The sequence below is a fragment of the Kluyvera ascorbata ATCC 33433 genome (assembly GCF_000735365.1).
Lineage (GTDB): Bacteria > Pseudomonadota > Gammaproteobacteria > Enterobacterales > Enterobacteriaceae > Kluyvera > Kluyvera ascorbata.
Genome location: NZ_JMPL01000016.1, coordinates 49896 through 63762, shown reverse-complemented (window position 1 = coordinate 63762; position 13867 = coordinate 49896). Strand labels below are relative to the sequence as shown.

Genomic DNA, 13867 nt, shown 5'->3' with positions numbered 1-13867 from the left:
TTTGTGCTATCGTGACCGTTATCCGCAGTGAACGCTTGCCCGCTGTACCCTGCGATGATCGTACATGCCAGTACTTTCAACGGTTTATCCCTGAAAAGCTTGCCAACCTGATTCATAGCATTTCCGACTGTTATTAGAATTGGATGGAAATGATAATTATTCAAGTTTAAAAGAGAAGCCCGTCCGTGGCAGAATGGCGTCACTGGCCACCTGGATGTCGCCATACGGACAAAAGTTGTCTCTAAACGCAGCAGTAAGCATAAATGGTGAGAATCAGACAGAGGGCAGGTGAAGATGACCATTCCGAACGCGATTGAAGGGCTGCGCCAGCTCAAATACGCCCCGGGCAGCGAAGAGCCGGTTCACCAGCACGAACAGGGGCAGTTGATTTACCCGCTGAGCGGCGTGGCAAAAATCGTCACCCCGCAGCATATCTGGCTGCTGTCGCCCGGCCGCGCAATCTGGCTACCCGGCGGGCTGCCGCACGGGCTTCAGGCCGTGGATCGCGTGGTGACGCAGAACCTGTACCTTAGCCCGCAGGCTTCCCGCCTGTTTGGCAATCAGTGCCGCGGCCTGACCGCCACTCCCCTACTCCACACCCTGATTGATGCCGGGCTTGAAGATGCCATTCCCCCGGAACGGATGGCCCTGCTTCAGGCGCTGCTGGCCGACGAGCTACAGCGACTCCCCGCCGCCGCGCTGTGCCACGTGATCCTCCCGAGCGACCGCCGGGTGCGTCAGGTCTGCGATACGCTGTGCCGCGAGTTGGATCATACCGCGACTCTCGCCTGGTGGGGTCAAAAGGTCGGAGCCAGCGAACGCACGCTGGCACGCCTGTTCCGCGAAGAGACGCACCTGAGTTTTTCCGAATGGCGGCAGCAGATTCGCCTGCTAGAGGCGGTGTGTAATCTGGCGCGCGGCGTGGCGGTGAATACGCTGGCGCAGGAGCTGGGCTATGCCAGCGCGAGTGCGTTTATTGCGATGTTCAGGAAGAAGCTGGGGGTGTCGCCGCAGCGGTATATTCAGGCGGCGCTGGTGATGTCGTGATTTTGCGGTTATCTATTTTCATTATTAATACGGAGACTGTTTTTAATAGATAATATTAATAACGGTTTCCGGTTTTATATTTAATAGCGTTAATTACGTTTTATTTTCGGCTGGCTTTTATTTTCTGTACTGGGTATATTTACAGGTGTTATTTTGCGCGATGCGGGTGTGCGCCAACACGCCCGCATCGCTAATCACACCTACTATTTCACGAGAATAGCAACTATGACTAATACCGATTGTATTGCAGATTCATTTGAACCAGAAGTAGCCGAAGGAAATAAGCGGAATTTAACCGTGAGTTATGCGAGCCGCGCGCCAGATTATCATCGCGTTCCGGCGGTGATGATGAAGGGGCAATGGCTGGAAGCAGCAGGGTTTGCCACCGGCACGAAGGTTGAGGTGCGGGTGATGAAGGGGTGTATGGTGCTGACGGCGGTGGAAGGTGAAGCTGACGATGTGCTGGAGACGGCGCGAGTGGTGGGGAAAATGTCGGTGCGGAAGCGGAGGCAGGTTAGGGAGTTTATTGGGGTGATTGCGGGGAAAGGAAGTCGGGGGTGAAGGGGGGAGATTAGGCGCTGAGAGGCGCCTTTTTGTTGGCTGCTTATTTAGGGAAAGCCGTATTTATGGTCGTTTGGCACTGAGATATTTACCACTTACTTCCAGTACTATGAGTTAGAACACAATTATCAGCACATTGAATACGCTATGATTTCCCACATATTATGATACGTATTCAGGCGACTATGAAGAATAAAACAATTGGGTTAGTTATTATTTTATTTTTTATCTGGCTCTTTGCCAAAAATGATAAAACACCAGCTACCGAAAGTAGAGTTTAAAACTCAAACACATCAAGTTCAAGTTCAAGTTCACTTTCGGCAGCTCCGCGAATACCTGACATCACTGGGTCTGAACAACCCGAGCACCGCTATGTGAATGCTGAAGCTTTAAAGGTGCGTAGTTCCCCAAAAGGAAACGCACTCGGCATTGAAAAGAGGAACATCCGTCAACGTGTATGAGCAGCGCGATACATGGAGTCGGATAAGTGCAGCTAAAGAGCAAGAACGCTGGGTTGGTTCAGCATATTTATGTAAAATGGCGGGATGCTATATCAAGAATGACCTCTCACAGAACGCTCCAGCAGTTAAGCAACGACCAGCGGAACGGCATAGTGCACCGGCAAAACAGCCCGTGAGATCGCCATCCTATGGTTCGTCTTGTTCGTGCTCTTCAGGGAACGTGTGTATTGGGCCGCGTGGAGGGAGGTATTGTATTACTTCTGGGGGGAATAAGGGGTATGGGGTTTAGGGGAAAGTCCATAAGGGGATGGAGCGAAGGCCGGACTCGAACCGGCACGGGTTTAGGCGGCTTAGCTTGCTTCAACAATCATCGTTAACTCGTTGAACTAGCTAGACTAAAGCTCATAACCCCGGCACATTTCACAGACTGTTTAGCCATGAAAAAGCCCCGACAACATAACCGGGGTTTGTATGAGTTTCAAGAGAGATCGTTATCTAGTTTTAGATCCCTGCGGGAATTACCTCGTGCGGATAGCTATCCCCAGCTACATGCGCCACCTGTTCCAAGGGAAACGCTACTTTATGAAAAGCACAGGGACACGAGACATACGGCAAGCGCGATTGTTTCGCGATGCTATTGCTCTGGAATGGACTCGCTTACGGAATCTGCTTAAGCCACAAGGCGGCTCATCCGTAGATCAAATCATTGATGAGCTACGCCGTGTCAGTTTGTATGCTAAGGAAGCCCCCGCATCATTTGGTGCATCGGTTCAGGCTTGCCCTTCCCTACTTAAAATGCGCGATCTGTATCTTCTCCAATACAGCAAGAAGAGAAAGCTAACTACACTATCCAAGACCAACAAAGCCGTAGAGGTGCTGTTAACCCACCTGAAAAAGAAAGATGTTCAGTTGCGGGATATTAACCGAACCATAGTTACAGGCTGGTTAGATAAACTCAAAACTGAGCGAGCGCCCCAAACTATCCAAAACTATATAAGCGCACTGGCGCAGATATGGGATTTGGCACGCAATCGCTATCACGATGCGCCACAGGATAACCCTTGGCGTGGTCATGCACTCGAAGCAAAAAGCAGCAAGGTCAGCTATGAAGTCTTCGCACCGGGAGAGCTGGCAAAGGTCTATACCTTGCTTGATGACGAGATGAAGGCGGTAACGGCTATTGGTGCTTACAGCGGTATGCGGATCAATGAAATATGTACGCTGCGTGAGAGCAGTATTAAAACCATCGAGGGCGTTTTGTGCTTTGAGATCACCGAGGGGAAGACCAAGAGCGCGGCACGAATCGTCCCAGTACACAGCAAGCTAATCCCCCTAGTGAAATCATTGCTCAAAACCACACATAGCGGTTTCCTGTTCTATCACGCTTCAATCACAGACCGGGCGGATGGGAAACGCTCAACGTGGCATACGCAGCAGTTCACAAGGGCAAAGCGTAAAGCTCTTGGTGAACTTGCCGCAGAGAGGAAAGTGTTTCATTCACTCCGACATGCTTTTGTGCAACAGCTCGACCGTGCTCAAGTGCCAGAAGATCGTATTGCCCTGCTCGTCGGTCATGAGCGCGGGAGTACAGAGAGCTTCAAAACTTACTCGAAAAATGCAGCTTCCCCTATAGAGATCGGTAAGTATGTCGAACTCATCCAGCATGAAGGAATAAACATCTAACTCATGGGTGAGTTTAGCCTGCGAACCTTAGACTGCATGGTTCGATGCGGGTAAGATACCTTATCAAAACAATACTAAGGTCTTGATATGGCTAACTCACCAGTTCTTGAACTTCAAGCACTAGCGTGCGATCCCGACTCCGACATTTTATCTGTACTCATGAAGGCCAAAATGATTGCAGTGAAGCTCGGCCTCAGCGATTTGACCGAGTGGATACAGCTCGAATTAAATGGCTATCCCAGCTTTGATACGGTTCCTGAATACAGGAAAGGTCAATCGCAGTTAAAAGCATATAGTCCCCAACATCAAAGCTGGGTTCCGCTTGTGGTCAATTTCAACGACGCGGAATTAAATGCAATGGTATCAACGTTTCACATTACAGAATCAATATCATCTATAAAAAAGATGAGTAATAAAGGAGAAAACCCTTTTTTACCTCTCCCGGATTGGATGGCTGATACATTAGCTCAAAGTATCGGACAAAAGACTGAGATGGTATGGGTTATAAGCGCTGGTGTACTAGAACATGTAATTACTACCGTTAGGAATAAGATCCTCGACTGGTCTTTAGACTTAGAGTCAAAGGGTATTTTAGGCGAAGGGTTACAGTTTTCATTAAGAGAAAAAGAGGTAGCACCAATGACTGTCCATAACGTGACCAACATTCATGGCAACGTAAACAATGCTGGCGTTATTGGCTCTGGTAACGGGGACATTTCACAAAATAATACTGTCAACGCTGGAGACTTCAACTCGCTTGAAAAGCAGCTCAAGGATTGGGGCGCTAATGATGAAGATATTAAGAGCCTTCATCAAGCTATACAAGAATCACCCGCCCCAACTACCCCGGACAATTTCAGTGATAGCCTTGGGAAGTGGGTTGTAAATATGATTGGTAAAGCATATGCGGGGACGCTAAATATTGCAGCGTCTGCTGCACCAGCTCTACTAACTAATGCAATTTGTCATTACTATAACATTCCTGTTTGAGTGGCTACGCTACTATTTCGGCGGGGTTTATTACCCCGCAGTTATGGATATAACACGCCAATACCAGTGTATTGCTTGCGATAGCTGCCAACCATAGCCCTTAAGTTCGCAACGCTAACACCACACGTCCGCCCAACGTAGCGGCCTCCCTCAGCAGCGTTAGCAGAACGATGCACCACAGCACGCACGCGCCCGGTTCGGTGGCAGTGATCTAGCACAGCAGACGTAAGGCGCAGCGGCTTACCTGTCACCGCACAGCGTCGGTATTGATAATTCCACAGGAAGATACGGACAGCGGCCACATCAGCGCGGCGCAACTCCAGCCGACCGGAACCATTCAACAGGAAGCGATACACATCTTCGAATACAGCAGCATTTGTAATCCGTTCAGCCAACGGCATGTTGCCGAGGTGTTCCAGATAGTCCCGCATCGCTTTTCTTAGTAGTTGGTCTGTCCGTGTAACCATGATTCAAAGTCTCCATTGTCAGACGCAGCCCGCTTGCAGGCTTCGTATTCTTCGCACTGGCGTTGGCAAACCAGAACATAAAGCTCATCAGCCATCGCATTAACGCGTTCGTCACTAATACCGTTGCGGCGCATTAGCCCCAGCAGCTTACGAAATTCAGCTTCCAGCTCAGGCTCTCCGGTATCCATTACCCACTGTTTCAGGTCAGCGAGTGCGCCAGTCATTGGCGGCGGCTCGATGTACCGCCACCTTAATTTAATCGTGGTTATCATCTTCTTTATTCTCTCTGTAAGCCGGGTGCATTGCCCGGTATTGCTCAATGGTCAAACCCTCGCTGGCCGCTGTAAGCCGTTCCTTTTGCTTACCCGCCAATCGCAAGGCGCTGTCTCTCCAGCAGAGCATAAAGAAGATGGTCAGCACCTGTTTACTCAAGCCATCCAGAAGATCGCCAAGCCCTTGCTCCAGCATACAGGCACGCCATGCAGCGGCGTGCTCAGTCATAGCACCGACTATCGGGACAGGTGCGCCGAGCATCGTCGCAAGTTGGCTCATAACACTATTAGCATCGCCTGGATGCAGTCGGGGAATAGTCATGCGGCCAGCCTGCGCCATCAGTTCAGCGTACCGCTGGCGGCGTGGGTCATCATCTGCCAGCGCTCTAATCGGCTTTTCATCAGCCATATATGGAACCTCCGAGGATTAGGCAGCCTGCAACAAATCGGCTGGCGTTGAGGGATGGTATCTGGCTTTAGCTTTTAGATAGGCAGCACGCGCCGCCGCTTCGGTAGTAAATAAGCCAAGGTGACGGAGTACACCATCAACGCGTATGTAAGCCTCCCATTTGCTACAGCCTTTATTCCAGCTATATCCCCTTGCCTTGCGTCGGTTCTGGTCGTTTTCCCGCTGCGTAACCAAACGCAGATTGCATAGGCGGTTCTCGTCACGGGTACCGTTGATGTGATCGATCTGCTTACCGTGAGGAATAGCGCCATGCGCAAGAATCCATGCCACGCGATGGGCTTTTAGCTGGTACTGCTTGCCATCAAGTCGCAGGGCAACTTGACGGTAGCCATCAGCTCGCCGGGTGGAGTCAGCATAGGAGCCAGCCTTAACCCGGCGTCGGTTAGCTTTATGGTGCAGGCGACCTGTCACCGGGTCATACAGGAAAAGGGATCGCAACAGCTCAGGGGCGTAAGCATCATTAACCATGACTCAGCCCCTCCAGTTATGCAGCTTGTCGGAAATTGATAACGCAGTCAGGACGACGCAGCCCAACGTTGAACAGGCGATATGAGTCCATCACCATCGTCATTTCGCGTTCATCATCCCACTGGCGATTGATGACGCTCTGCGCTTCGACCGTCAACAGTACCGAGGAAGGTTTAAACAGCGTCGCCCTCGTCAGCGCTTCCTCTGCGGTAACGTCATAATCAGCGCCCAGTTCATGCCCGGTAATGGCTTCCTGCGGGTAACTATTCAGCTCGATAACTCGCACTCCAGCGACATAGCCAACACGACGCCATGCGTAATCGTTGCCGCCATCCCGGCTATAGCGCACGTTCATCAGCTTCTTATGTTCCATCAGGATGCTGAACCAAGCCGGGTCGATAAGCAGTACCAGCTCCGCCACCGGAATATCTTTCTCAGTCAGGAATCGATTAACAGCAGCTTTGATAACGTGAACCAGTTCGTTAGCTGCATCCTCTTCGCTCCCCGTGGTCAGGTCGAGCGAGACAACATTATCCGTAAGCGGGTTAAACGTTGGTTGCAGTGTCGGCGGCGGTACAAAGTCAGTCGCTTTGATTAGCTGGATGGTGTGCGCTTCGTCGTAGAATTTAGCGTGAGCAGTACCGATATTGCGGCTCAGCTCTGCGCGAAAGGTGGGTGCTGTCCAGTCATCCTGATAGTCAATCGGGATGCGGATATAGCTCAGCGTATCCACAGAGATAATCAGCTTGTCCGACTTAACGGCGGTAGGCTCCAGCGATTGCCCAGCGGTTCTGCCCTTCACCTCAAGATCACCACTCAGGCGATCAATGCGGTATTGGTTGCTGGCTTTCAGCGGCCTGTAAGTAGACAGCCCCTCGGCCAGAAATACGGATTTGGACTCTAAACGGGTCTGGACATCCCGGTCATAAGCCTCGATGTGAATATCATTGTCGGATTCCACCCCGCCATAATGTGGGCGAAACAGATCGGGACTGTACGAAGTATCAGCCATAAACAAAACTCCTACGTAGGTTGATGAAGACCGCACCATCGTCATGGCGCAGACGTGCGGAATCCTCCCGCCGAGGCAGGATTCAGAACGGTATCGATTAAAGGGATGAGGTGCCCCGAAATGGGCGTTGTGAGGCCAGAGCTGGCGCGGTTCTCAGGGGTTAGTGCGCGTGAAGTAAGGCGAACGTATTACCTTGCATTAGTGCGCACTCATACGCGCCATGTTCAACACCTTCCGCACAGAGGTTTCAGACACGCCAACCTTGCTTGCGATGTAACGATTCTTCTGGCCTTTTGCAGAGCGATCGATAATGTCAGCGCGTATCGCCTCAGTGATCACCTTGCGGGGTCTGGCTCGATTCTTCTCGTGCCGTTCACGTTCGCGCATCCGCTCGGCCATCTTCGGCGGCAGCACAAGGGAAAGCCCACGGCTAACGCCAGATGTGCGAGTGCCGGATGTGGCAGACCGTGCAACGATATAAACCGCTTCGTCTGGATTGAAAACGTGCTGCACACGCTCAGGGTAAATGTGGTCGCATCTACCCAGCGGCAAGGCGAAATCCGGGCGCACGTCAGCGACACGCTCCACGGCATGGAAATTACAGGTGCTCATTACGAACCTCGGTTAATTAAAAATAGGCTTTCAGATGCCGCGCAGAATGCTGCTTGCGGGGACTCATGCGCATAGATTGGTGTGGTAGTACCGGGTTGGTGCGCACTCAGTCTTGCAGGGCGCATTCCACCGTTGGGCGTTAGCGGCCAGCACGTTTGCCAGCGGAGCGCTGCGCAACGAGAGCACGGTATTGTTCGTCGTACTGGCGATGGCCGGGGCCATACCCTGATTGCTGCGCCCACTGCGAAAGCTGGTCATACGCTGCGATAAACTCGGCATGAGACATACCGACAGGTTGCGCTGCGGGCTGACCATATGTGTTCCCCTGCGACGGGACATAACCAGTGGCAGAGCCAGCGGCCATACGCTCTTGCAGATACTGAACCGCCCGCTGCATCTGTGCAGGGTCGCCAGACATAACCATCCGTTCAAGGGTAGATTGCGTCCCGGCGTCGAGCGTACCAGCGAACTGCAACATGGCGTCAACTGTTCCCTGCCCTAACTGGCTTTCGACAGACTGGTGAAACTGCCCCATCAGCCCATGAAGTTCAGGAGTCAACTCTACAGCGCTTCCGTCCATCAGGGGGATAGTATCGCCCACCTGCGCCCCGGCGCTGTCCGCGTTCTGATCTTGCTGATTCGCAATATTGCTACTATTCCATTGGCCGCCATCATTGCCGTTAACGGGCTGGGTACGGAGGAAATCAGCATCAGCAGGCGCAGAGCTAAAGCGGGATGCGCCATTGTCAGCGCCAACAGGTGCAGCCATGTATGGCGATTGCTGCGGCGCAGCATCAGCACCGGAAAGGTACGGATTAACATTCTGGTCAGACATAAATTATTCTCCTGATAATGCTCTAAAGTCGTGTACCTGCGCTAACAAAAGCATATGAACAGGCACACAACGCTCCGGCAGTTTGCGTACACCGTGATACGCTTTCCCCATATCCTGACGGTCAACCTGATATGCACGGGCGAGGTCTGCCTGACTCACCTCAAGCGATTCAGAAATCAGCTTTAATTGTGCAGCCCAGTCTGTATTCTTGCGTGGCGGCAGCAATACAATAGTTTTGCTCATGGTAATTCCTCGTTAAAGTAATCCACGTTTAAGAAGCCAACGGCGCTCACCAACGGAGCCGCGCGGACATTGTTTCGGATTCTGGTTAAGTGTTTGGCTGGGGTCAGTTCGACCTTTCCCGGTCAGGTTCTGCGTCAGCACATCCCAACCCCGTGATTCAATCGGAGCGTATCCTTCACGCTGTTCGTCAAGGTTCACATAGAGATCAGGGTTAACGGCGGGGTGCAGCGGTTCGTTCTCTGCCATCATTCAGCCTCGCTGAATTTGGAGTTAACAGACTCCAGAGTATCCGGGTACGACCAACGATTTCTCAGACAGCGTTGCACATGCGCGACGACTTCAACAGGGACGCCCAGCTTCCCGGCGATCTCCGCAGCAGGCCAACCGAAGCGCTCTAACTTGTGGATTTCATCTAAATCAGTAGGCACCAACTTGCGCACTACTTTCGCTTTCTCCGGCTTTGCTTTGACGGCTTTCGGCACTGGGTGCGTGTGGACGTTGCTAAAGCGGGAATGGGCGATAGCCAGCACAGTCTCAGGGCGAATCAGCATATCGCGGGCAATCATAAACTCTGTATCGCGGTGCAGCTTGCCGGGCTTATAGCGGCTGCGGATGGCGTTGTACTCCGCCAGAGTGATATCAGCATCGTCTTTCCAATTTTCGGCCAAGTCATCGACATAGACGCCACGGATTACAGCATCAATATCGGTCAGGGTATGACCTGTCTCCGCTGCAATCTCTTCATTGTTCTTTAGGTGCTTATGAGCCAGCGCGTTAATGCGCTGGATATCGGTAATACTCAAAGTCATAAATTAAACTCCGAATCAAATTTAATCTGGTCAGTAACCAACGTGTGGATCAGCGCAAGGCTTGATGCGGTATGTGTGCCCGACTTGCGGGCGTTGTCGTACATGGTGCGTGCGGCGCTCTGATAATTCGGCGGCAGGGTGGCAAACCATGCTCTAAACTCTGCGGGTGTCATTGCTCGTCATCCTCAAATACACGGTTAAATGACGTGTCCGGCGCTTCTACGGCATTGGCCTTAAGGAAGTTGACCGCACTGGATAACTCCGCTGCGGCCATGCGCGACTCACCAGCCTTGTCTTCCTCAAGGCGGCGAATCAGCGCCCCAAGAAGCAAGCCTTTCATTCGCCACGTTTCATTTTCAAATTCAGATTTCGTCATTGGTGGTTGTCTCCAGTTAGTCCCATTGCACGCAGGTGTTGAATGACCTCGGCATGTACTGGCTTTGGTAAAAACAGGCGACGCTGCACGGATTGAAATATCTCGTCGCGCGTCTTGTCGGCAGGGTGAACAGTCCCATTAAAGACCTCACGAGCCATGCGATAGGTCGGCCAAAGACGAGCGCCATCCTCCCGGCGTCGGAATCTATTCAGCACAGCGGCCAGACATTCCCAAGGCTCACAGTTATTGAGCAGGCAATACCGCTGTAGAGGCGTACTTGCTTGACGTAACAAAGCCTCACGGTTAAGGGTCTGGCGGTGGCGCTCAGCCAATCCATCAAAGGAATAGCCGTTCAGGGCGAAGGCAAGTTGTGCGGTGACGAGCGCATCCGCACGCGCAGCACGACGCTGCGCATGTTCGGTAACAGGCATATGGATTAACTCCAGAGAATGAGGGGGAGCCTTTCGACTCAGAGGTATTTAGCGATGTACTGCCAGTTGCAGTTTTCAGGGCGGTAGAAGTAAGCAAGCTCATCAGGCGCAGCATCCAGCGCCAGCGATGACCACAGCAGAAACGCGCGGGCAGGTTGACCATCGCGCCCGGCTCGTCCAATCATCTGAATGAGGTCAGGCAGGTCATCAGGAATATAGGTAACGATGACGTTGCGAATGTCTGGCACATCAGCCCCCAGCCCGAAGGCTTTAGTAGCAATCAGAATCGCGCCCGGCGTAGTGGCAAACCACTCGGCGTTTGCGTGGCGTTCCTCGTTACTCAGATACATCGTCTTCGAATGATATGGCCGCGCCCGGTCGCCTAAGAGTTTCAGGTACGCCCGCAACGTTTTAAGGTCGTTGACGAGAATAAGCGTCTTCTCTTCTTTCGGCAGAGCCTCGACCAGACCAATAGCCGCTCGGAAGCGTTCGCGGCACTGTCTGACTGTCGTCAACTGGATATTTTCGCGAGCAACATCAGCACGGAATGTTACGTAATCACTACGGCAGCCAAGCGACGCCATTAAACTGCGCTCATTTTCGCGTAGCAGCGTAGCCGTAAATACGCAGCGCTGAGCCGAGGGAAAAGCATTCTGTAGTGTGTGCTGCATTGCGTCGTAAGCTGGGCGGAAATCCCAGTCTTTGACCGTGTGTGCCTCATCGATAATAAAACGATCAACGCCGTAAGCCATCAGCGCCGCAAAGACCTGACTCGACGGAACAAGATGCTCAGGTGAAACGACAGCAACACGGAACGCCCCGGCAGCCAGCCCCGCGAGTTGTTGAGCGTTGCGGTGCCTCGGCAACTTGTCACCGAATGCCACAGCGTGAACGCCAGCATCCCGCAACTGGCGGAGAATCTGGCGCTTTAGGGTATTAGTGGGAACCACGATTACAGACAGGCCAACGCCAGCGCGGGACTCATAAATCAATGGATAAGCGAAGGCGGCGGTCTTGCCATAACCCGTAGGCAGAACGGCCAGCACATCACTACCACGGGAGAAGATCGCATCAGCAACAGACAACTGCCCCGGCCTCCACTCCAGCCCATCGGGTGGCAACAGGCTAACGCGTGCGTTTCGGTCACAGCGAACCAGCGGGCGGAACTCATAAGAGGCTGTATTCAGTGACGGCACAGACGGCGGCACTGCCAAGCCGTTTGGGTCACAATGATGATTTGTACTGTTAAATTTATCCTCGGTAGGTTTCGACTCTCCACACCACAATTGACGAAACTCCGCTGAGTCCCCGTAGCGTTTGAAATCTGAATTGCGCATCGCTTCCAGTTTATTCATGCCCCTGTTGATGCGGTGTATAGTCTTCTCATCACAAATCAGGAACTCGCGGCAGGCTTTGAGAAAAGCATTCTGCCCGGTTGTCGATGCCGGAACGGCGTGCTCGCGCGGTTTCAATGCGGCATCATCTACGCGAACACCGGGAAAATCTGGCGGCAGCGGGTCAGCATAACGAGCAGGCTTCTTGTTTAACCACAGCTCCAGCTCAGCGCATCGGCAATGAATTGCGTCACCGGGCTGGATGACTTGCCGCAACCCCGTGTCAGAGCGCTGTTTTTGCTTCTTCGGTTGAACACCGTGCAGCGCTCGCCACTCCCGCAGGGTCATAGCGGAGCCATCAGCATTGTAATAAAACTCTTCGGTCTTTGTGTTGTATGCCGCCTTAACGGGTTTACGCTTTACGGGGCATATCTTGGAACGTCGAATAACAATCCCGTCAGCGATCATTTGCTGCACATCTGCGTTTGCAGTATTGAGCAGCTCGGCGTCAGCAGCCTGCTCAAGCAGGCGGCGTAGATTCGTTGGCATGGTGAAATCTCCAGAAAATAGGGGTAGGTATTAGCTCAGGTTGGGGCGGTGGTACAGGTGCGGCAGACTCTCTGCCCTTATAGAGGTTTTCGTGGCAGTGGTTGCGTCGGGGGTTCTATCTGCCTTAATAGATGCTCTCAAAATCGGAGAGTTTGTCGCAATTCGGGAGCTGTTCTTTCTCCTTATTAGACACTTTAATTTGATCATTTTTCGTTCAACACCCTGCAAAGCCTTATTGCGTATGGGCTGGGCGCATTTAACAGAGCAGTTTTAAGTAGGTTTAAAACGTGCAAGTAATGCTCTATATCTCCTTATTAGTAGCCTTTAAAATTAAAAATATAAGTTACTGATATCAATAGATAATTATGAAAGTGTCTATAGTGATAAGTATCGCTAGATACGCAGAGCGAGCGCGGCGCAGCCGAAACAAGCGAGCGCCGAACGGATGACGGATGGCAGACCGTAGGACTGACAGACGGCAGACAGTGAAGGCAGTAGGACAGGTAACAGACAGTAGACCGTGACGGCGTGCCATAGCTGGCAGTAGCACAGCAGGCAGTAAGACCGATGACCAACGGCTAAGACCTGAAAGGAAACGAACAAGAAAGATGATTGAACGATACAGAAATGAATGAAGATGTTTTGAAGAATACCTACCGATAACAGTATGTGGTTGATTACATTAATCATACCGATAAAGAGTACCGTTCCACTACACATCCCCGCCGCGTTGCCTGCCACGGCAAGCACGGTTGCGTAGAGTGGCCGAGCATCAGCAGCGGGCGAAGACCGGGAATGAGCCAAAGGCGATGGAGCGGGCTGGAGCATAGCGAGAAGCGCAGCACGTGAAGAGAGCGAAGCACTCGTAACTACATTTAGGAGAAGGGATGTAAGGGAAGAACCCTTTTTTGTACATGCATTTTAAATGAAACTTTAAAGATACTACTAACGTGTTGACCAGCTTCAAATCTAGCTTAGTGATTGGACAACGCAGCCTTTGATCCCTTCCCCTGCCCCATCCCTCGAATTGTTCAGTGATGAATCACATTCACAATCTGATCTCGATGTTCATCGTCTGGCACGGCTAAAGCCCCGCCACCTCTTCACATCGAGAGCCGCAAGTAATACGAAAATACATTATAAATCATAGCATTACGACATCGCGCATAACATAACGCTCTGAAATTAATACGAAAGCTGTAGGCCATCCATCACCCACAGCCCAGTAACGGCCAGTCGTAGCACCTT

General features: G+C 52.0%; 18 protein-coding genes. 4 read left to right on the top strand and 14 right to left on the bottom strand.

What is annotated here, in order from left to right:
* Positions 1-294: 294 nt before the first annotated feature.
* The 4 genes from GKAS_RS06735 to GKAS_RS06720 all read left to right on the top strand — a co-directional run bounded on the left by GKAS_RS06735 (position 295) and on the right by GKAS_RS06720 (position 4742).
* Positions 295-1047: an AraC family transcriptional regulator gene (locus GKAS_RS06735; RefSeq protein WP_051910730.1), complete on the top strand. Its 753-nt coding sequence runs from the start codon at positions 295-297 to the stop codon at positions 1045-1047.
* Positions 1048-1272: 225 nt separating this feature from the next.
* Positions 1273-1608: an endoribonuclease SymE gene (gene symE / locus GKAS_RS06730; RefSeq protein ID WP_035892809.1), complete on the top strand. Its 336-nt coding sequence runs from the start codon at positions 1273-1275 to the stop codon at positions 1606-1608.
* A 932-nt stretch (positions 1609-2540) separates the two neighbouring features.
* Complete coding sequence (locus tag GKAS_RS06725) at positions 2541-3752, top strand: site-specific integrase (RefSeq protein ID WP_035892807.1); 1212 nt, start codon at positions 2541-2543, stop codon at positions 3750-3752.
* Positions 3753-3839: 87 nt separating this feature from the next.
* Positions 3840-4742: an AbiTii domain-containing protein gene (locus GKAS_RS06720; protein ID WP_000013890.1), complete on the top strand. Its 903-nt coding sequence runs from the start codon at positions 3840-3842 to the stop codon at positions 4740-4742.
* A gap of 41 nt (positions 4743-4783) precedes the next feature.
* On the opposite strand, the gene GKAS_RS23765 is transcribed toward GKAS_RS06720, so the two are convergent.
* From GKAS_RS23765 to GKAS_RS06655, 14 genes are all read right to left on the bottom strand, one after another.
* A complete protein-coding gene (locus GKAS_RS23765; RefSeq protein ID WP_035892806.1) occupies positions 4784-5209 on the bottom strand; it encodes an endonuclease domain-containing protein in 426 nt (141 codons plus the stop codon).
* Positions 5182-5481: a hypothetical protein gene (locus GKAS_RS06710; RefSeq protein WP_032174609.1), complete on the bottom strand. Its 300-nt coding sequence runs from the start codon at positions 5479-5481 to the stop codon at positions 5182-5184. The genes GKAS_RS23765 and GKAS_RS06710 overlap by 28 nt, the downstream gene beginning before the upstream one ends.
* Positions 5465-5890, bottom strand: a complete 426-nt coding sequence (locus tag GKAS_RS06705; RefSeq protein ID WP_035892805.1) for a hypothetical protein — start codon at positions 5888-5890, stop codon at positions 5465-5467. The genes GKAS_RS06710 and GKAS_RS06705 overlap by 17 nt, the downstream gene beginning before the upstream one ends.
* A gap of 18 nt (positions 5891-5908) precedes the next feature.
* On the bottom strand, positions 5909-6418 hold the full coding sequence (locus GKAS_RS06700; RefSeq protein ID WP_035892804.1) for an HNH endonuclease signature motif containing protein: 510 nt from the start codon (positions 6416-6418) through the stop codon (positions 5909-5911).
* A gap of 16 nt (positions 6419-6434) precedes the next feature.
* Entirely contained in the window at positions 6435-7430 is a 996-nt protein-coding gene (locus tag GKAS_RS06695) for a phage capsid protein (RefSeq protein ID WP_035892802.1), read from the bottom strand.
* A 198-nt stretch (positions 7431-7628) separates the two neighbouring features.
* A complete protein-coding gene (locus tag GKAS_RS06690; protein ID WP_035892801.1) occupies positions 7629-8042 on the bottom strand; it encodes a hypothetical protein in 414 nt (137 codons plus the stop codon).
* 139 nt (positions 8043-8181) lie between these two features.
* Positions 8182-8877, bottom strand: a complete 696-nt coding sequence (locus GKAS_RS06685; protein ID WP_015387040.1) for a hypothetical protein — start codon at positions 8875-8877, stop codon at positions 8182-8184.
* 3 nt (positions 8878-8880) lie between these two features.
* The gene (locus GKAS_RS06680; RefSeq protein WP_000047583.1) at positions 8881-9120 is read right to left on the bottom strand and encodes a hypothetical protein; all 240 of its coding nucleotides are present in this window, start codon (positions 9118-9120) and stop codon (positions 8881-8883) included.
* Positions 9121-9132: 12 nt separating this feature from the next.
* The gene (locus GKAS_RS06675) at positions 9133-9366 is read right to left on the bottom strand and encodes a hypothetical protein (protein ID WP_035892810.1); all 234 of its coding nucleotides are present in this window, start codon (positions 9364-9366) and stop codon (positions 9133-9135) included.
* A complete protein-coding gene (locus tag GKAS_RS06670; RefSeq protein ID WP_015387041.1) occupies positions 9366-9929 on the bottom strand; it encodes a hypothetical protein in 564 nt (187 codons plus the stop codon). Before GKAS_RS06670 ends, GKAS_RS06675 begins: the two co-directional genes overlap by 1 nt.
* Positions 9926-10102, bottom strand: coding sequence for a hypothetical protein (locus GKAS_RS25080; RefSeq protein WP_164472300.1), 177 nt, complete (start codon positions 10100-10102; stop codon positions 9926-9928). Before GKAS_RS25080 ends, GKAS_RS06670 begins: the two co-directional genes overlap by 4 nt.
* Entirely contained in the window at positions 10099-10305 is a 207-nt protein-coding gene (locus GKAS_RS06665; protein ID WP_015387042.1) for a hypothetical protein, read from the bottom strand. The genes GKAS_RS25080 and GKAS_RS06665 overlap by 4 nt, the downstream gene beginning before the upstream one ends.
* Positions 10302-10736 carry a hypothetical protein gene (locus tag GKAS_RS06660; protein WP_015387043.1) on the bottom strand — a complete coding sequence of 145 codons (435 nt, stop codon included), beginning with the start codon at positions 10734-10736 and terminating at the stop codon, positions 10302-10304. Before GKAS_RS06660 ends, GKAS_RS06665 begins: the two co-directional genes overlap by 4 nt.
* Positions 10737-10774: 38 nt before the next feature.
* Positions 10775-12619, bottom strand: coding sequence for a DEAD/DEAH box helicase (locus tag GKAS_RS06655; RefSeq protein ID WP_035892799.1), 1845 nt, complete (start codon positions 12617-12619; stop codon positions 10775-10777).
* Positions 12620-13867: the final 1248 nt, after the last annotated feature.